General features: G+C 64.9%; 16 protein-coding genes. 11 read left to right on the top strand and 5 right to left on the bottom strand.

The window, feature by feature from the left end:
* Positions 1–76: 76 nt before the first annotated feature.
* The 4 genes from solA (at position 77) to NDI65_RS09915 (ending at position 6147) form a co-directional block, all read left to right on the top strand.
* Entirely contained in the window at positions 77–1219 is a 1143-nt protein-coding gene (gene solA, locus NDI65_RS09930) for an N-methyl-L-tryptophan oxidase (protein ID WP_089780023.1), read from the top strand.
* Positions 1220–1510: 291 nt separating this feature from the next.
* On the top strand, positions 1511–3265 hold the full coding sequence (locus NDI65_RS09925; RefSeq protein ID WP_310893622.1) for a BCCT family transporter: 1755 nt from the start codon (positions 1511–1513) through the stop codon (positions 3263–3265).
* Positions 3266–3300: 35 nt separating this feature from the next.
* Entirely contained in the window at positions 3301–3459 is a 159-nt protein-coding gene (locus NDI65_RS09920; RefSeq protein ID WP_167344146.1) for a hypothetical protein, read from the top strand.
* Between the two features lie 174 nt (positions 3460–3633).
* Entirely contained in the window at positions 3634–6147 is a 2514-nt protein-coding gene (locus tag NDI65_RS09915) for an FAD-dependent oxidoreductase (RefSeq protein WP_089780026.1), read from the top strand.
* Positions 6148–6292: 145 nt separating this feature from the next.
* Here the strand turns inward: NDI65_RS09915 and NDI65_RS09910 are convergent, their stop codons facing one another.
* The 4 genes from NDI65_RS09910 to NDI65_RS09895 form a co-directional block, all read right to left on the bottom strand.
* Complete coding sequence (locus NDI65_RS09910) at positions 6293–6667, bottom strand: PIN domain-containing protein (protein WP_089780029.1); 375 nt, start codon at positions 6665–6667, stop codon at positions 6293–6295.
* A complete protein-coding gene (locus NDI65_RS09905) occupies positions 6668–6898 on the bottom strand; it encodes an AbrB/MazE/SpoVT family DNA-binding domain-containing protein (RefSeq protein ID WP_004968458.1) in 231 nt (76 codons plus the stop codon).
* A 95-nt stretch (positions 6899–6993) separates the two neighbouring features.
* Positions 6994–7404: a hypothetical protein gene (locus NDI65_RS09900; protein ID WP_089780031.1), complete on the bottom strand. Its 411-nt coding sequence runs from the start codon at positions 7402–7404 to the stop codon at positions 6994–6996.
* Positions 7401–8264 (bottom strand): ParA family protein, encoded by an 864-nt coding sequence (locus NDI65_RS09895; protein WP_089780033.1) that lies wholly within the window; start codon positions 8262–8264, stop codon positions 7401–7403. Before NDI65_RS09895 ends, NDI65_RS09900 begins: the two co-directional genes overlap by 4 nt.
* 262 nt (positions 8265–8526) lie before the next feature.
* Between NDI65_RS09895 and NDI65_RS09890 the strand changes: the two genes are divergently transcribed.
* From NDI65_RS09890 to NDI65_RS09865, 6 genes are all read left to right on the top strand, one after another.
* Entirely contained in the window at positions 8527–9897 is a 1371-nt protein-coding gene (locus NDI65_RS09890; protein ID WP_004972233.1) for an SLC13 family permease, read from the top strand.
* A gap of 145 nt (positions 9898–10042) precedes the next feature.
* Positions 10043–10696 carry a helix-turn-helix domain-containing protein gene (locus NDI65_RS09885; protein WP_050460023.1) on the top strand — a complete coding sequence of 218 codons (654 nt, stop codon included), beginning with the start codon at positions 10043–10045 and terminating at the stop codon, positions 10694–10696.
* 183 nt (positions 10697–10879) lie between these two features.
* Positions 10880–12745: an ABC transporter substrate-binding protein gene (locus NDI65_RS09880; RefSeq protein WP_089780035.1), complete on the top strand. Its 1866-nt coding sequence runs from the start codon at positions 10880–10882 to the stop codon at positions 12743–12745.
* Positions 12746–12796: 51 nt separating this feature from the next.
* Positions 12797–13792, top strand: coding sequence for an ABC transporter permease (locus NDI65_RS09875; protein WP_004972227.1), 996 nt, complete (start codon positions 12797–12799; stop codon positions 13790–13792).
* Entirely contained in the window at positions 13789–14709 is a 921-nt protein-coding gene (locus tag NDI65_RS09870) for an ABC transporter permease (protein WP_004972224.1), read from the top strand. Before NDI65_RS09875 ends, NDI65_RS09870 begins: the two co-directional genes overlap by 4 nt.
* Positions 14706–16820: an ABC transporter ATP-binding protein gene (locus NDI65_RS09865; RefSeq protein WP_089780039.1), complete on the top strand. Its 2115-nt coding sequence runs from the start codon at positions 14706–14708 to the stop codon at positions 16818–16820. The genes NDI65_RS09870 and NDI65_RS09865 overlap by 4 nt, the downstream gene beginning before the upstream one ends.
* A 394-nt stretch (positions 16821–17214) precedes the next feature.
* On the opposite strand, the gene NDI65_RS09860 is transcribed toward NDI65_RS09865, so the two are convergent.
* A complete protein-coding gene (locus NDI65_RS09860) occupies positions 17215–18255 on the bottom strand; it encodes an alcohol dehydrogenase catalytic domain-containing protein (RefSeq protein ID WP_089780041.1) in 1041 nt (346 codons plus the stop codon).
* Positions 18256–18354: 99 nt separating this feature from the next.
* On the opposite strand from NDI65_RS09860, the gene NDI65_RS09855 reads away from it, so the two are divergent.
* Positions 18355–19128 (top strand): SDR family oxidoreductase, encoded by a 774-nt coding sequence (locus tag NDI65_RS09855; RefSeq protein ID WP_089780043.1) that lies wholly within the window; start codon positions 18355–18357, stop codon positions 19126–19128.
* Positions 19129–19618: the final 490 nt, after the last annotated feature.

The raw sequence follows: 19618 nt of genomic DNA, 5'->3' as shown, positions 1-19618 counted from the left end.
GCGTCGTCTCCCTGAAAAAGGGGCTCCGTGATACAGGTCAAGAGTGAAGGGGGGACGTTCCGAACCGCCGGACACCATGAGTGTCCGTGACAACCGATACGACGTCGCCGTCGTCGGGGTCGGCGGGATGGGGAGCGCGACCGCGTACCACCTCGCCGACCGCGGCCTCGACGTCGTCGGTCTCGAACGCTACGACATCCCCCACTCGCAGGGGTCCTCGCACGGTATCACGCGCATCATCCGGCGCGCGTACTACGAACACCCCTCGTACGTCCCGCTCATCGAGCGGGCGTACGACCTCTGGGACGACCTCGCCGAGGAGACCGGCCGCGATGTCATCCACCGAACCGGCTCCATCGACGCCGGGCCGGTCGACAACGACGTGTTCGCGGGTTCGAAACGCTCCTGCGAGGAACACGACATCCCCCACGAGGTGCTGACCGGCGCGGAGGTCAACGAGCGGTTCCCCGGCTACGAACTCCCAGAGGAGTACCGCGCGGTCTATCAGGAAGACGGCGGGTTCGTCGTCCCCGAGCAGGCGATTATCGCGCACATCGAGGCCGCACAAGCACGGGGTGCCGAGATTCGCGCGCGCGAGCGGGTCGAAGACTGGGCGGAGACGAACGACGGCGGGGTGCGCGTCCGCACCGACCGGGGGGTCTACGTCGCGGACGCGCTCGTGCTCGCCGCGGGCGCGTGGAACTACAAACTCGCCGACGCCCTCGACGGGCTTGCGGTCCCCGAGCGACAGGCGCTCGCGTGGTTCCAGCCCGAGTCGCCGGCGACGTTCGCGCCCGAGGAGTTCCCCGTCTGGAACCTCAGCGTCCCCGAGGGCCGGTTCTACGGGTTCCCGGTCCACGACGTGCCGGGGTTCAAACTCGGCAAGTACCACCACCGCGACGAGGATGTCGACCCCGACGACTTCGACCGCGAGCCGAACCGCGCCGACGAGGCGATACTCCGGGACGTCACGGAGAAGTACTTCCCGGAGGCCGCGGGGCCGACGATGTCGCTCGCGACGTGCATGTTCACGAACTCGCCGGACGAACACTTCATCCTCGACACGCTGCCCGACCACCCGCAGGTCGCGGTGGGAGCCGGCTTCTCGGGACACGGCTTCAAGTTCGCCAGCGTCATCGGCGAAATCCTCGCCGACCTCGCCGTCGACGGCGAGAGCGACCTGCCGCTCGGCATGTTCTCGCTCGACCGGTTCGAGTGACGACGGACGCGTTTCGATTGTCATCCGTAAACTGTTCATGCGATATTATCTTTGCACTATCTATTCATTTGCGTATAAATACCACTATTATCGGAGACTACTCGTTATGATGTGTAATACCAATGGGTTGGTTGAATCGTGAGGGGTGTGGACTCGCAACATGGGTCAAACTGACGTGCCGAACCTGACCATCGACCGTCTCTCGGCGGTCGCGGCGGGTGCCCCAAAGCGGGGAAAACAACATGATCGAACACGAACTCAAGTGGCGGTCGTCCACGGAGGGTGTGACGGATGACAGATAACAACGACTCGGCCGGTCGGTCGACGAGCGGACTACAGGCGGACCTGTTCTACCCCGAGACGGAGCGGGAACCCGGCGACGGGAACATCCAGCGGTGGGGGTTCGACATCCACCCCGTCGTCTTTCCGGTCGCGCTCTTGATCATCGGCGTCTTCGTCGCGGTGACGCTCGTTCTCGGTGAACAGGCGGCGACTATCTACTCGGACGTCAGGGGCTTCTTTGAGGGCAACTTCGGTTGGTTCTACCTCCTGTCGGTGAACCTCTTTATCGTCGTCTTGGCGTACTTCGCGCTGAGTAAGTACGGCGAGATAACCCTCGGCGGCGTCGAGGCCGAAAAGGAGTTCAGCGACTTCTCCTGGATGGCGATGCTGTTCAGCGCGGGCATGGGTATCGGGCTCATGTTCTACAGCGTCTCGGAGCCGCTGTACTACTTCACCAACGTCCCCGGCTTCTTCGACGCCGAGGCCGGGACCGGTGGTGCGGGCATCGCAGCGATGACCCAGACGTTCTTCCATTGGGGGTTCCACCCGTGGGCCATCTACGGTCTCGTCGGACTGGGGCTCGCGTTCTTCTCGTTCAACCGGGGGCTCCCGCTCACCTTCCGGTCGATTTTCTGGCCGCTCCTCGGCGAACGAATCTACGGCTGGCCGGGTCACCTCATCGACCTCGTCTCGGTGTTCGCGACGCTGTTCGGCCTCGCCACGTCGCTCGGTCTCGGGGTCGCACAGATAAACACGGGCGTGTCGTACATCCTCGGCGAGAACATGCTCGGCATTCTGAGCGTTCCCAACAACACCGGCATGCAAATCGCGCTCATCGCCGTGATAACTCTCATCGCCACCGCCTCCGTCGCGGCCGGACTCGAAGCCGGAGTGCGGCGGCTGAGCACGGTGAACGTCTTCTTTATGTTCGCGCTGTTGGCGTTCCTGCTCGTCGTCGGCCCGACGATGAGTATCTTCGGCGCGTGGGTGCAGGGTCTCGGGAACTACTTCAGCGACTTCCTCTCGCTCGCGTTCTTCACCGGGACGCTCGGCGACGGCGCGTCGACCGTCCACAGTTGGACGGTGTTCTACTGGGCGTGGTGGATCGCCTGGTCGCCGTTCGTCGGCATGTTCGTCGCGCGCATCTCCAAGGGTCGCACGGTCCGCGAGTTCGTCTTCGGCGTGTTCGTCCTGCCGTCGCTGTTCTCGACCGTTTGGCTCTCGGCGTTCGGCGGCAGCGCGCTGTTCAACTCGCTTCAGGGTAACGGCGCGGTTCTCGCGACCTACGGCGAGGCAGGACAGACGGTGGCGATGTTCGCGCTCCTCGAACAGTTCCCGTTCAGCGCCGTCTCGGGGCTGCTCGCCGTGACGCTCGTGGTGACGTTCTTCGTGACCTCCTCGGACTCGGGGTCGCTCGTCGTCGACCACCTCACGTCGGGCGGTAAACACAACGTTCCGCGGAGGCAGCGTGTCTTCTGGGCGGTCACGGAGGGCCTCGTCGCGTCGCTTCTCCTCTACGGCGGCGGGCTCGGCGCGCTCCAGACCGCGGCCATCGCCACGGGATTCCCGTTCGCCGTCGTCCTCGTCGTCATGTGCTACACGGTGTATCTCGGCCTCGACAAGGAGTACGAACTCCTGCAGTCCGAGGAGTTCGCCGAGCGGATCGAGGACTTGGCCGACGAGGACATCGACTTCGCCGTCGGTCGCTCTCGGACGTCGGTCGTGACCAACGTTCGGGAGAACCCCGGCACGACGGACGATTGACGACCGACTCACCAAACGATGACTCGACGCTATCGATGAACGCGCTCGCTGTCGGTTCGGCGGCGTTCGCGGTCTTCCTTTTCGCCGTTGCGCTGGTCGCGATGACCGTCGGTGAGCTACGGGGGGCGGGGCTCGCGTTCCTGAGCGCCAGCCTCGTCATCTACCTCAGAGAGAAGCACCTCGTCGGCGACTGACGCCCGCCGGCGACCGCTATTCGTCGGCGTGCGATTCTCGCCGGCGCACAATTCTTGCCGAGGCCGACGTTCGTCCGCGACGAGACCCGGCTCTCGTCACCCCCCGGTACGTATACACCTCAGATAGTGGACCCGGAGAGATATCCGGGGGCCGCAGTCACTACTGTTTGGTACATGAACACATGGTCTACGTTTCCCGAACGCGCCGGAACGGTTGTCGTCGGGGCCGGCTGTGTCGGCTGTAGCGCGGCGTATCACCTCGCCGAGTCGGGCCGCGAAGACGTCGTCGTCCTCGACCGCGGACCGCTGTTCGAGACCGGGGGGTCGACGTCTCACGCACCCGGGCTCGTGTTCCAGACGGCCGGGAACAAGCTGATGACGGAGATGGCGTCGTACACGCGCGACCTCTACGACGGGTTCGGCGACTTCCGGACGTGCGGCGGCATCGAAGTCGCCTACTCCGAAGCGCGCTGGGACTTCCTCAAGCGCAAGCGCGAGTGGGGACAGTCCTACGGCATCGACGAGGGCGAACTGCTCACGCCCGAGGAGGTCGAAGCGCGCGTCCCGCAGATAAACTCCGACGTCATCTACGGCGGGTACTACGTCCCGTCGGACGGGAAGGCTGACGCCGTCAGCGCCGCCGAGTCGATGGCGGAGGAGGCGCGTGAGGTCGGCGTCGAGTTCTACGGCCACACCGAGGTCACGGACATCGACGTCTCCGACGGCAGTATCGACGCGGTCGACACCGAACACGGCCGCATCGAGGCCGACGAGGTGCTCGTCGCCACGAACATCTGGGGGCCGCTGTTCGGCGAGATGGTCGGCACGGACATCCCGCTCGTTCCCTGCGCGCACCAGTATCTCGTCTCCGACGAACTGGACGAACTCGAAGGCGCGGAGCGCGAAATCGAACAGCCGCTCCTCCGGCATCAGGACCACTCGCTGTACTACCGCCAGCACGGCGAGCGCTACGGTATCGGCTCGTACAACCACGAGTCGCTTCTGGTCGACCCGGCGGACATCTACGGTCCCGACAAGCTCGACGACCTCGGACTCGAATACCCGTCGCTCCGCGAGTTCACGGAGGAGCACTTCTACGAGAACACCCACCCGGACCACGACCGGTCGGCGTTCGACGCCGCTAGCGAACTCGTCCCCGGCTTCGAGGACTGCGAGTGGACCTCCGCCATCAACGGCATGTTCTCGTTCACCCCCGACGGGATGCCCATCCTCGGACCGGACGAGGACACCGAGGGACTCTGGTGGGCGCTCGCCGTCTGGGTCACGCAGTCCGGCGGCGCGGGCGACATCGTCGCCAGCTGGATGGAAGACGGGACGCCGCGGCTCGACGGCTCCCGCGTCAACGCTTCCGGCGCGCACGTCTCTCGGTTCCAATCGCACACGGGCAGTCGAGAGTACACCTACGGGCGCGGCGCACAGCAGTACCGCGAGGTGTACCAGCTCATCCATCCGCGCGAGCAACCGAGCGGGCAGCGCGCGCTCCGCCGGAGCCCGTTTTACGACCGGCAGGACGACCTCGGCGCGGAGTTCTACGACAGCGACGGCTGGGAGGTCCCGCAGTGGTACGAGTCCAACGAGACGCTGCTCGAAACGTACGACGTGCCGGACCGCCCCGACTGGCTCTCCCAGAACTGGTCGAAGGTCCACGGCGCGGAACACCAGCACCTCCGCGAGAAGGTCGGCATGGTCGACATGACGACGTTCACGCCAATCGAAGTGACGGGACCGGGCGCGCTGGAGTTCCTGCAGGGTCTCCTGACCAACGATATGGACGTCACGCCGGGTCGGATGCGCTACTCGGCGATGCTCAACGAGGACGGCGGCGTGCTCGCCGACCTGACGGTCGCCCGTCTCGGCGACGACCGATTCGTGCTGTTCACCGGCGGCGGAAGCTCGGCGACGCTCCACTCGCGGTGGGTCGAAGAGCACGCGCCCGACGACGGCTCCGTCGACGTGACCGCACACGTCTCCAGTCGGACCGGCATCGGCGTCTTCGGACCCGACTCCCGGAAGGTGCTTTCGGACCTCGTCGAGGCCGACCTCTCGAACGACGAGTTCCCGTTCTACTCCGCACAGGAGACCTACCTCGGAAGCATCCCCGTCACGATGCTTCGACTCTCGTACGCCGGCGAACTCGGCTGGGAAATCTACGCCCCGACCGAGTACGGAAGCCAGCTCTGGGACGCGATTCGGGAGGCCGGCGAGGAGTACGACATCGCGCCGGTCGGCTGGGCCGCGCTCGACTCGACGAGCATGGAGAAGGGGTTCCGCCTCTGGGGGACGGACCTCACGCCCGAGCACAATCCGTACGAGGCCGGAATCGGCTTCGCGGTCGACCTCGACACCGACTTCGTCGGGAAGGCGGCGCTGGTGGAGGACAGGGAGGGCGACGGTCCGAGCGACCGAATCGTCCCGATAACGCTCGACGAGGAGGAAGCCGTCGTCGACGCGGGCCATCCGGTGGTCGCCGACGGTGACGTCGTCGGCTACTGCTGTCGGGCGGACTACGGCTACACCATCGACGCCGGCATCGCGTACGCCTACCTCCCCGAGAAATACGCCAGTTCGGGGCAAGACGTCGAAATTCGGTACGAGGGCGACGCCCACCCCGCGACGGTCCGGTCCGGGCCGCTTTTCGACCCCGACCGAGACAAGATGATTCGGTGAGTGCCGGATTTCGACGCGTCACCGCCTCCGCCTCGATTTATCGGCGCTGTCGAACTTCAGTCGCTGATAATCCGCCGCGGCCGTGTTGAACTCGGCAGATCTGTGGGGAACCGGGACTGTCTGCAGAATAACTGCCCTACCGCTGTCACTCGTCTCGGACGGCCTTCAGGTCGAGCCGCGGGGCAAACGACTCGTACGTCTCGTCGCTCGACACGATCGTGTCGCCATCGGACTCGACGAGATGGAGCGCGTCGAAGGGCGTGAACCCGTGGTCTTCCACGTAGGTCGCGGCCGTGAGAACCGTGTCCACGTCCCCGCGCACTTCCAACAGCGTGGCGACGTTCGCGACGACCCGCTCCGTGTCCCGCTCTTCTCGATACGCGACCATGAGGAGTTCGATGAGCGTGAACTGCGACGTCCACAGCTCGTCTCGGTGGTCTCGGTAGACCGCCTCTGCGGCGTCGCCGAGCCAGTCCTCGTCCTTGATGAGCGCCAGCAGGAAGTCCGTCTCGGCGTACATTCAGCGGCCGGCCTCGTCTATCGCCGCGTTCCGGGCCCCGTGGCGGAGTTCTTCGGCCGTCTTCTCGACGTCCGCGAACTCGGTGCGGAGCGCATCGAGCGGGTCGTCCTCGATTGGTATCAGCTTGATACCGTCGTGCAGTTGGACGATGCGGTAGTGTTCGCCGTACCGCTCTCTGACCTCTTTGGGGAGCGTGAGGCGTCCGCGACCGTCCAGCGTCGCTTCGGACATACGTCCTACTACGATGGGTAGAAACAAGAGTTTTCCCCATATTTCGATTCACGACCCACTCGGATAGAACCTTCGACGGTTTCGGATTATTCGAATTACTCGGACTCCTCGTCGTCGACGCCGCGCTGTTCGAGGACGCGTTCGACGATTTCTTCGGGGTGTTCGGTCGCCACGGCGAGCGCGGCGTTGTGGAGTTCGCTCTTCGTGACGCCCCTGAGACCGTGGTCGCGGGTCAGTTCGCGCTCCACGTCGTAGGTGATGATGTCGTCGAACTCGTCGGCGACCGCTTCGAGGACGTACAGCGCCTTGTGGACGGTCTCGTCGAACTCGAAGGCGGGGCGCTCGCGGGGGTCTACGGGTTCGGCGGACGCCGATTCCGACTCCCCCTCCGATTCGACCGCGTCGTCGGTGCCGGCGTCTTCGGGTTCGGGTTCCGGCTCTGGCTCCGAGGCGGTTTCGCCGCTCCCCATCGCGGCGTCGAGGTCGCCGAAGGGGTCTTCGCTCATCGGGCCACCTCGCCCTCTTCGACGATTTGCGCGAGTTCGTCGTAGCACGCCAACTGGTCGCAGGTGCTGTCGTAGTCCCGCAGGGGCATGTGCTCGCGAATCGACGCGTCGATGGCCGACCGATGCCGAATCCCCGGCTTCGGCAGGTCGCCGTCCCACTCGCCGTTGTCGATGGCCTCGAACACTTCAGGGTCGGTGTACGCGAAGTTCGGGAGCTTCGAGGCGATGTTCGGCTTCGAGACGAGCGCCTCCACGAGCCGTCTCGTCGGGCGGTCGTGGTCGATTCGGTCCCGGAGGTCGGTCGGTACGACGGCGAGGATTTCGAGGTCGAAGTGCTCCCGCGCGGGCGTGATAAGCCGCTTGACCGTCTTTTCGAGCCCCGAGAGCGCGCCCGACTCGGGGCGCATCGGCAAGACGAGGTTCTGCGTGGCGTACAGCGCGTTGTCGTTGAGTTTCCCGCGCGCCGCGGGGCAGTCCACGACGACGTAGTCGTAGTCGTCGCCGAGAAGCGGGTCGATGACGCGCTGTTTGAGCCGCGCCGACCCCATCATCACGCCGCCGAGGTCCGACTCGACCTGTTCGATGCGGTCGTTCGACGGGAGGAGGTCGATTTCGAACCCGGTCTCCAAGATAAGCTCCCGCGGCTCCAACTCGGCGTCGTCGAGGAGCACGTCGCCGAGGTGCGCTTCCGAGTAGAACTCCTCGCCGAACCCGAGGCCCGTCGTGGTGTGTCCGTTCGGGTCGAGGTCGACGAGCAGCACGTCGCTGCCCCGGTGTGCGAGCTCGCGGGCGAGGTTGATGGAGGTCGTCGACTTTCCGATACCGCCTTTGAGGAGACAGACGCTGACTGCACGTGACATGATGGGGATATCCGTGATAGCGAGATTCTCGGCACAGTTGAAATAATTATGGTTACTCCGACTCTTTGAGAAGTTCAAATAATCCAAGTAATTCTAATAGTTTCTATTCGGGTCGTGTCAACTCGATTCGCGCTCTCTCCTTCGACTGGCGGCCCGAATTGTCGCCGGCAGTAGCTATTTGGGCCCGTTGTGTGCAGATAAATTCGTGACAGATTGGTTGCCCGGCCGAGGGCTACGCGCCCCCGAACTCTCGCCGCAGACGGTGACGCTCGCGGTCGCCGCCGCCTTGCTCCTCGCAGTCGTCGGGCTCCACCCAGTCTCCGTCCTTCCGGTCCGGTCGCAGTACGCGCTCTCGGTTTTCGTCGTCGCGCTCCTGCTTTGGTTGACGAAACCGGTTCCGTACGTGATTTCGAGTCTGGCCTGCGTCTCCCTGTTGTACGCCCTCGGCGTCGTGGACTCCTTCGAGGCCGCGGTGAGCGGCTTCACCTCCTCGCTCGTGTACTTCCTCCTCGTGCTGTTACTCCTCGGCAACGCGGTCCGGTCGGTGGGGTTGGATACCCGGTTAGCGAGCCGACTGCTGTCCCCGGACAGCACCCCTCGCGGGGCGTTTCGTTCCATCGCGCGAAACGTCCTCGTGCTGGCGCTGTTCATGCCGTCCGCGATGGCCCGTGCGGTCGCGTTCATCCCCATCGTCGAGGAGGTGACCGAGGAGTTCGACCTCCCGGCGCGAAGCGGGTTCGAACGGGCGACGTTCCTCCTCTTGGGTCACATCAATCCCATCGCGTCGATGGCGCTCATGACCGGCGGCGGGATGGCGCTGGTCACCTCGGGCATCCTCGCGACGAGCGTCCGACCGCTCTCGTGGGTCGAGTGGGCCGTCTTGATGATTCCGCCGACAGTGGTTCTCTACGCGCTCGCCGCCGCGGCCGCCGGTCTCTTCAACGCCGTCGATGCCGACTCGACTGTCGACCCCGGCGAGCCGGGGATTGCGGACGCGCCCCCCGACGGCGAGTTGACCCGCGAACAGGGACTCGTCGCGGCGGTGATGGCCGGTACCGTCCTCGCGTGGGTCGTCGGTTCGTTCGTCGGACTCCCCGAGATTCTCCCGGCGGTCGTCGCCGTCACAGTCCTCGCGCTTCCGGGAGTCGACGTTATCGACGCCGACGACGTCAAGCAACTCAGTTGGGGCGTCCTCTTTCTCATCGGCGCGACGCTGTCGATTCTGGACGCCCTGGAAGCGACCCAAACCATCGCGCTCGTCGTCGACCTCCTCGCGCGGTTCGTCCCGTTCGAGGCGTTCAGCCACTGGCAACTCGTCGGGCTGCTTCTCGGGTTCGCGGTCGTCGTTCGCGTGCTGTTTTCGACCGGGTCGGCCGCCATCGTGGTGATTCTCCCCATCGTGCTGCGATTCGCGGAGACGTTCGGCGTGACGCAACTCTATCTCGGACTCGCGGTCCTCCTCGTGGTGGGGTCGACCACGATTCTCCCGTTCAACACGACCGCCGTCCTCGTCTCGCTAGACCGCGGACCGCTGACGAACCGGGACGTGACGCTGTTCGGGTTCGTGACGATGGGCCTGTCGCTCGTCGTCGTGACCCTCTCGTGGCTCTTCTACTGGCCGCTCGTCGCCTGAAACGTTGACGAGGGCGTCGCGAACTCGGGCCGGTATCCTCGCCCGTTGCGGTAACCACCGGTCTATTTGTAGGTGAACGGTATCTGCCCGGTACGGGTGAGTTCGCATCTTACGTGTTGAGTTTACGACGGCTCCGACCGGCGTCATGTCGAAGATAGATCGCCGCCTGCGAGACGCACGGAGCATCGAGTTGGACAACGCGTTTTACGTCGAGGACGGGACGTGGATCGAGTCGCTCACCATCGCCTCGAACGGCCCCTTCGACGTGGAGTCCCTCCTCGCCGACATCTCGGGCGTGACCGTCTTCTACGACGAGGAGATTCCGACCGCCTCGACCGACGTGCAGATACGTCGAGTGACGATTCTCGCCAACGAGTCGTACCCGTTCATCCTCGGACTGGTTCTCAGACAGGAGACGATTCCGAACCGCATCGTCCTCCAAGACGGCGTCTTCGAGGTCGTCGCCACCGCCCAGGACTGGGACCACTTCAGGGAACTCGCCGACGAGATTCAGGAGACGCTCGGGGAGTTCGAACTCCGCTCCGTCACGCAGGACGAAGCCCCGGGTGAACCGCTCGACAGCGGCCGATTAAAGGAGGTGTTAATCTCCAAGCTGACCGACGACCAACTCGCGGTTCTGGAGACGGCATTCAACCACGGCTACTTCCACATTCCGCGGGAGATCTCTGAGACCGAACTCGCCGAGGAACTGGGTATCGCGCAGTCCACGCTGAGCGAACGACTCCGGACCGCGGAGCGAAATCTGCTCGAACTCATCTACGGTCCGCGACAGGAGTAGCTCACTGCTTGTTGGAGAATATTGCCGCATCCCGCCGACCGAGTATATAAAGAACGATAGATATCGGGCCGTATCGGGAACAGCACCATGGAAGATACTCCATAACAAGCGGTCGCAATGTCGGAGAAAAATCGTGATAGTTCGGGTGTCGAACGTGGAACTGGCCTTACGCGACGCGACTACGTGGCGGCGACTGCGACCGCCCTCGGCGTGACCGGACTCGCCGGGTGTACCGGTGGCGGCGACGGAAGCGGCGGGAGCGACGGCGGGTCGAGTCTCACCCCCGAGGTCCCGTCCGGAACCCCGGAGACGGTCGAGACGAAGTACTGGCGCGAGTGGGAGACCATCGACGCCGACGAACCGCCGCTCGACTACAGCGCGACCGCCGGCGCGGTGTTGGACCCCGTCCCGGTCGAATTTTCGAGCGAGGACGACCCGTGGATGCGGGAACACGCGCTCATGGTCCAGCGCGGGCTTGACGCCCTCGGCGTCGGGACGCAACTCAACGACCGACCGCTGAACCAACTGTACGCCCAGAGTTGGGACACGAAGGGGCTCGAAGCGATCATCTCGATGAGCACCCACGGTCCGGACCCGCAACGCGGGCTGGACCCGAACCCGCTTTTGATGCGGCGGAGCGAGACGAGCCTCTCGAACTACGACAACTACTACCACCCCGACCTGCAGGAGGTGCTGACGGAACAGAGTCAGACGACCGACCGCACCGAGCGCGAGGAGCTCGTCGCCGAGGCGCAGCGCATCTTCAGCGAGGACGTGGGCGCGCTCATCACGCTGTTCCCCGATATCATCACCGCGGTCAACACGGAGCGCTGGAGCGGCTACGTCCAGACGCCGGGCAACGGGCCGACGAAGGACTCGTTCGTCTGGTCGGAGGTGAACCTGCAACCCCAGACCGACGACCGGACCTACATCAAGGGCGTGACCACCTCGATGAACTCGCTGAACCTCCCGTGGGCCGCCGGCGGCGCGGAGGCGAAGCGGCTGACGTTCATCTACGACGGCCTCTTCGACGCCACGCCGGACCTCGAAGTCGTCCCCGCGCTGGCGACCGGCGGCGGGTTCGTCGACGACACCACCGTCGAACTCACTCTTCGCGAGGGCGTCGAGTGGCACGACGGCGAGCCGTTCACCGCGGAGGACGTGAAGTTCACCGTCGAACTGTACAAGGAACACTCCTCGACCAGTCAGACGCCGTTCTACGAACCGGTCGAGTCGGTCGAGGTGCTCGGCGACCACGAGGTTCGGTTCAATCTGAAGGGCCCCGACGCGGCGTTCATGACCCAGCGCGTCGTTCGCAGCGTCATCATCCCCAAGCACAAGTGGGAGGACGTGGAGAACCCGTCCCAGCACAACCCCGAGTCGCCCGTTGGCACGGGGCCGTTCACGTACGAGAACTGGGAGCAGGGAACCCGCTTCGAGGTCTCGAAAAACGAGGGCCACTGGATGTTCGACGACGACTGGCGGGCAGACGTGCTCGGCGACCAGGCCACGACCGGCGAGGGCGTCGACCGCGTCATCTGGATAAACGTCGGCAACATCGACTCCATGATCGGCTCGCTGCAGGGCGGCGAAATCGACGCCATCGGCACGACGCTCTCGAACTCGCAGGCCGACCGCGCCGCGAGCACCGGCGGCGTCGAAAAGATGACCTCGGGCAACTTCGCGCCGCTCGACACGAAGCTGATGTTCTCCTGTCCGCTCGTCCGCGACAAGGAGTTCCGCGTCGCCCTCGCCAAGTCGGTCGACACCGAGGGCTTCGCCGCCGACGTGCTGCAGGACCGCGCGACCGTTCCGAGCGGGGAGAACCCGATTTCGGACCTCACGCCGTGGCACACGTCGGACACGACCCACTACGAGTTCGACATCGACGGGGCGAAATCGCTCCTCGAACAGGCCGGCTACACGCGGGACGGCGACGGCAACCTCCGGTTCCCCAACGGGGACGCGTGGGCCGCCTTCGTTGAGCGCATCCAGCCCGGGAACATGCACAAGCGCCGCGACGAACTCGGACAGGCGGACTTCTCGTGAGGTGACACGCATGTCGAACACTATCCACTCGTGGCGTTGGGTGGTCCGGCCATGAGCGAGTTCCAGCGGTTTCTCGCAAAGCGGCTCGCCATCTCCATCGTGCTCACCCTCGTGGCCGTCTCGGTCATCTTCGTCGTCCTGCGGCTGCTTCCGGGGAGTCCGTTCGAATCTCTCGTCACCGCGGGCAACCTGAGCCAGCAACAAATCACCGAGATTCGAGCGATGTACGGCCTCGACCAGCCGATGTGGCGGCAGTACCTCAGCTACCTCCAGAGCATCCTGCTGTTCCAGTTCGGCTACTCCATCCTGCGGAGCCAGCCCGTCTGGGGGGTACTGGCCCCGCGGCTCGTCAACACGCTCATCCTGCTCGTCCCCGCGTTAGTGACGACGGCGGTCCTGAGTTCCCTCCTCGGGATGTACGTCGGCTGGAACCGCGGAAGCAAACTGGAGAAGCTCAGCATCATCACCACGACCTTCCTCCGGTCGACGCCGGTGTTCATCACGGGCATCCTGTTCGTCATCGTCTTCGCGTACAACCTCGAACTGGTGCCAGCTTTCGGGATGCGCTCTATCAGCGCCTCGCCGGAGGGCTACGTCGAGACGTTCGCCTCGCTCGACTTCCTGCACCACTACATCCTGCCGTTTACCGTGTCGGTGCTGTACTACAGCGGCGACTTCCTGCTGTTGGCGCGCAACGGCGTCGTCGAAAAGCGGGGCTCTGAGTTCCTCAAGCTCCACCGCGCGAAGGGGCTCTCGGAGATGCAGCAGCTCGCACGCGCGGGCCGGAACTCCATGCTGCCGATTCTGACCTACTTCGCGCTGCGTCTCGGGATGATTTTCCAGGGACTCATCCTGCTCGAAGTCGTCTTCGGCTGGCCCGGCATCGGCCGCGAACTCGTGCTCGCCATCCAACAGCAGGACTACCCGCTGGTGCAGGCCGCCGTCTTCATCATGGCGCTCGCGGTCATCGTGGCGAACCTCGTCGCCGACGTGCTGTACGCCTACTTCGACCCGACCGTCTCGACCAGCGGAGGTGGTGCCGCGTGAGCACCGAGACGAAGCCCGAAGCCGAACTGAAAAAGCGCGTCGAGGGGGTCGCGGAGACGCTCCGCGACCAGTTCACGTTCCTGCGACGCGACCGCCTCGCGTTCGCCGGCGTCCTCATCGTCGCGGCGTTCGTCTTCCTCGGTCTCCTCGGCCCCGCGCTCGCCCCGCACGACCCCATCGAGCACACCGTCCGCGACGACGCCGGCTCGATGCTGCGGCTGTCCGAACCGACCGGCGCGGCTCCGTTCGGGACGACCGCCTACGGCAAAGACGTACTGAGCCAGTTCCTCGCCGGCGCGCAACCGACGTTCATCGTCGGACTGTTCGGCGGCATCGGGACCGGTGCGCTCGGCTTTCTCGTGGGACTCGTCAGCGGGTACTACGGCGGCTGGGTCGACGAGGTTCTCATGCGTATCACGGACCTCACGTTCTCGCTGCCGTTCACGCCGATGGCGCTGTTACTCCTGACGTTCGTGACGCCGAGCGTCTGGCTCATGACGGGTATCATCGTCGCGTTCCTCTGGAAGATGCCCGCCCGCGTCGTCCGCTCCGAGGTCCTCTCCGTCAGAGAGCGCACCTTCGTGAAGTCGGCGCGCGCCAGCGGCGCGAGCGACCTGCGGACGATGCTCTACCACGTCGCGCCGAACGTGCTTCCCATCGGATTTCTCTACACGGCCTACGGCATCGCGTGGGCCATCGCCGCGCAGGCCAGCCTGGCGTTCCTCGGCTTCGGCGACCCGACCGTCACGAGTTGGGGCCGGATGCTCCGACAGGTGTTCGAATCGGGCAACATGCGCGTCGCCTGGTGGTGGGTGCTCCCGCCCGCACTCGGCATCGCGGCCATCACCACCTCGGTGTTCCTCATCGGCCGCGCCTACGAAGAAGTCATCAACCCGGAAATTCAGACCGAACAATGAGCCTCCTCGACATCACGGACCTCACGGTCACGTACTCGACCGACAGCGGAACCGTCCACGCCGTCAACGACGTGTCGTTCAGCATCGACGAGGGCGTCAACTACGGCCTCGCCGGCGAGTCCGGCTCGGGGAAATCGACGCTGGCCGAGGCGGTTCTCGGCCTCCTCCCGAGCAACGGCTCCGTCGAATCCGGCAGCATCGAATTCCAGGGCCGCGACCTGACCGGCCTCAGCGAGCGCGAGCGCCGCGACGTGCTCTGGGAGGACATCGCCTACATCCCCCAGAGCGCGATGGACTCGCTCGACCCGGTGATGTCCACCGGCGCGCAGATTCGACAGGCGATTCAGACCCATCGGAACGTCACCGACGACAAGGCGCGTTCGCGGGTCAGAGAACTGTTCGAAATCGTCGGGCTCGACCCCGACCGCATCGACGACTATCCCCACGAGTTCTCCGGCGGGATGCGCCAGCGCGTGACTATCGCCATGGCGCTCGCGCTCGAACCGGACCTCATCATCGCCGACGAGCCGACCACGGGTCTCGACGTCATCGTCCAAGACAAGATTATCGACAAGATTCTGGAGATACAGGACCGGATGGACAGTTCGCTGCTTCTCATCACCCACGAAATCGGCGTCATCGCCGAGACGTGCGACGAGCTGTCTATCCTCTACGGCGGGAAGGCGATGGAGCAGGGGAGCGTCGACAACGTCCTCGTCAACCCCACGAATCCGTACACGATGGGGCTGAAGAACTCCTTCCCCGAGATTGAGGAGGGCGACCAAGACCCCGTCTCGATTCCGGGGTCGCCGCCGAACCTGAGCGAGTCACCCAGCGCGTGCGTCTTCAAGGACAGGTGTCCGTTCGCGACCGAGGAATGCGAGGCGTCCCATCCGGACCTCGTCGACCTGCCGAACCGCAACCACCGCTCGGCGTGCCACCACGTCACCAAAGCCGCCCAGATGCGGCGCGACGCCACCGACCCGGAGACGTGGGGCATCCCCGACAGTCACGACGAATCGGACCGCGGCGAAGTGCTCCTCGAAACCGACGGCCTTGAGAAGTACTACGAGCAGAGCCAGCCGCTCTTGGAGAAACTCAGGGGCAACGACCCGAACTACGTCCGCGCCGTCGACGGCGTCTCCCTGCGGGTCCGGCGGTCAGAAATCCTCGGCGTCGCCGGCGAGTCCGGCTGTGGGAAGTCGACGCTCGGCGAGACCATCGCGCTTCTCAAACAGCCGACCGGCGGCGAGTTCGCCTTCGACGGCGAGTCCTACGAGCACTACGCCGACGGGAACATGCGCGAGTTCCGCCGGAAGGTGCAGATAATCTTCCAGGACCCCTTCGACTCGCTCAACCCGAGACAGACGGTTCGGCAGTTGGTCGGCGAACCGCTCACCATCCACGACTACCGGACCGACGAGCGCGAACGGGCCGTCGTCGAGACGCTGGAGAAAGTCGGGCTCACGCCCGCGCGGAAGTTCCTCGACCAGTACCCCCACCAGCTCTCGGGGGGCCAACGCCAGCGCGTCGCGGTGGCCAAAGCGCTCGTCCTCGACCCCGACTTCCTCATCTGCGACGAACCGGCGTCGATGCTCGACGTGTCGCTGAAGGTGAACCTGCTGAACCTCCTTCGAGAACTCGCGGACACGGAGGACATCGGTATCGTCTACATCTCTCACGACCTCGCCAGTCTGGTGCAGGTGTCGGACCGGCTCGCGATTATGTACCTCGGGCGGGTCATCGAGGAGGGTGACGTCGAGTCCGTCGCGGCCGAGCCGAAACACCCGTACACCACCTCGCTCCTCGCGGCCGCCCCCGAGAAGGACCCGACGGTCGACCGCGACCGCGTCCTGCTCGACGGCGAGCCTCCGAACCCGGTCGACCTCCCGCCGGGGTGCGTCTTCGCCCCGCGGTGCCCGAAGGCCGAAGACGAGTGCCGGGAGAGCGAACCCGGACTCGACACCGCCCGAAGCGGCGACCACCGCGCCGCGTGCTACTTCCCGGACGGGGAGACCCCCGCCGCGGACGACCCCGCCGACGACCGCTCCGGCACATACGGGGACCCCGAGTTCTCGTCGCCGGCTAGTGGCGATTCGGCGAGCGACTGACGTCCTCCTTCGATTCCGCTCCCGTCGTCTCTTTGGCGACCTCCCGGTAGCGCCGCGTCTCGATTCGGATTCGAGGTCTGGACCGCTGCAGTAGTATTGTGGAAAATAAAAAATTACATCGGAAACTAGATTGGAAAGTCTCCAATATATCGGCTAAATTCATCTGTTTTGGCGGTTTAAAGCGACCACAACTGAATGAAAATGCTTCACCATTGGGTATGATTGATATTTCATCCGGAATATCTGAATATGTCCGGTAGGAATCAGTTGAAAAGCAAAAAACACCGAGCTATTAGTGTTTATTTGGGGCTTTTCCCTGATTTCCTCCGTATATAGTATTGTGGTTGTTTTGGTTTTCCATCTCGGTTTGGGTTGCGGCCGTTCGAGGGCTCGCTTACGCCAACTCCGAGACGTCGAACACCGGCTTGCACGTCCCGCCCTCGATGAACGTCTCGAAGGCCTCGTCGGCTTCGAGCAGCGAAAACCGGGTGTCGACGAACGTCTCGCAGTCCACGTCGCCGTCGCGAATCAGGCGGAAAGAGCGCTCGAAGTCCTCGTACATGGAGGCGTACGAACACTGGAGGTCGATTTCGGCCCGGACGAGCGGGGAGTAGGGCATCGTGGTCTCGCCGGTCTGCCCGACGAGGACGATTTGACCGCCCTTGCGGACCTCCTCGACGGCCGTCGTGAGCCCCGAGGGGTGGCCGGTCGTGTCGAACACCACGTCGTAGCCGACGCCGCCGGTGTGGCGCTCGCGTCGCGCCTCGGTGTCGTCGTCGGCGACGTTGACCGTCTCGAACCCGAGTTCCTCGGCGAGCGGGAGCCGATACTCGGCGTCCTGTCCCACGCCGGAGACGACGACGGTCCCGCCCTGCGCGGCCGCGATTTGGGCCGTGAGGAGGCCGATTGGCCCCGGTCCCTCGACCAGTACGCGGTCGCCCGCGCCGACCCGCGAGTTCTCGATGACGGCGCGCGCGGCGATGCTCGTCGGCTCCGCGACCGCGGCGTGTCGCTGTTCCACGTCGTCGGGAATCGGGTGCAGGGCGCGTTCCGGGACGGCGATGAAGCGCTCGTACGCGCCGTCGTGGTCGACGCCGGTGATGACCGCGTCCTGGCAGACGTTCTCCTCGCCGATGCGACACTGGTAACACTCGCCGCAGCCCCGAATCGGCCGTTCGACCACGCGGTCGCCGACACCGAACTCAGTCACGCCGCCGCCGACTTCGACCACGCGCCCGGCGTACTCGTGGCCGATGACGGTCGGGAGCTCCATCCGCTCGAAGGCGGATTCGAACTCGTAGATACCCGCGTCACTCCCGCAGAGGCCGGCGTAGTCGACCTCTACGAGCACTTCTCCCGTCCCCGGCTCCGGTTTCTGTCGCTCGACGAACTCCATAGCGCCGGAGCTACGCTCCACTTTGGCAAGTCCTCGCATGAGAGCATATGTGGCACGGGTCGGTAAAAACGTATTGCATGCGGCACTCCAGTCGCGCGTTCCGCAACTATCATGTCGGCACCGTGCGGACTGGAACCCATGGTCGCATACGAGCACACGCCAGTCTCCGTCAGTGACAAGCGCGTCGTCGTCGTCGGCGGAACGAGCGGTATCGGACAGGCAATCGCCCTCGGATTCGCCAGCGAGGGCGCGGACGTCCTCGCAACCAGCCGACGCGAGTCGGCGGTCGACGAGACGGCCGACGCGATCGAGGACTTGGGGGCGAACGCGGTTCGAGAGACGTGCGACGTGACCGACCCGGCCTCGCTCGAACGCGTCCGCGAGCGCGCCGTCGAGGAGTTCGGGGGCATCGACGTGGTCGTCGCCTCGCAGGGCGCGATTTCGCGCGACTCGGTCCTCGATATCGACGACGACGCGTGGGACCACGTCACCGACATCGCGCTCGGTGGCGTCCGCCGCGTCACGCAGGCGATGGCCCCGGCCGTCGCCGACGGCGGGTCGATAATCAACATCTCCTCTCTGGCCGCGCGACTCTCGATGGCGAACCTCCCCGCCTACTCGGCGGCGAAGGGTGGCGTCGAGGCGTTCACCCGCGCGTCCGCGAAGGAACTCGCGCCCGAGATACGCGTCAACGCCATCGCGCCCGGGTTCGTCATCACGCCGCAGAACGCCGACACCTACGCCGAGGGGACCGAAAAGCGCGAGCGAATCGACGAGCGAACGCCGCTCGGTCGGGTCGCGGAGCGAGAGGAAATCGTCGGTGCGGCGGTCTTCCTCGCGAGCGACGCGTCTTCGTTCGTGACGGGCGAAGTCGTCACCGTCGACGGCGGCTTCGCGGACAGCGCGTTCTGACCGACTGTTCTCCTTTTGCGTCGCGGATTCGTCGCTCGTGACCGCGCGCGCCGCCTCTCGGGTAGTCTCCGGCCTCTCCCCGCTCCCCGGCGGGCCGTCTCCGTTTGATTCCGGTCACCGCAGGACGGTAATTCTGTAATAGGGAACGACACCGTCGAATCACACACCGCCTCGTCCGTGCCCGTTCGTCGCCGCGGTGACTCGGTAACATCGCGTCCGTTTCCCGTCGTCAGCCGTTCTGTATTACAAGCGTACTCGTGTAATTCATGCGGTCCTCTTCGACCGTAGAATGCACCAATCGCGCGATTTCTCGTTCGAATACGGCGAGACTCTGTTCTGTAATAGACAATATTCAGTTATCACTGCCTCTCGACTCGAAAGCCCCCGAATATCGACGTAGACGGTTCAAAGCGGTCGAACTGCCTTCTGTTCGAGACTCGTTTTCGTCAGTCCCTTCCTCAGTTCTCTGTGACGGTCTGATACGCCCATG

Origin of the sequence: Haloferax sp. S2CR25 (genome assembly GCF_031624535.1) — an archaeon.
GTDB lineage: Archaea > Halobacteriota > Halobacteria > Halobacteriales > Haloferacaceae > Haloferax > Haloferax massiliensis.
Note: the sequence above shows the minus strand (reverse complement) of the source record. Positions and strands in the feature narration are given on the sequence as shown.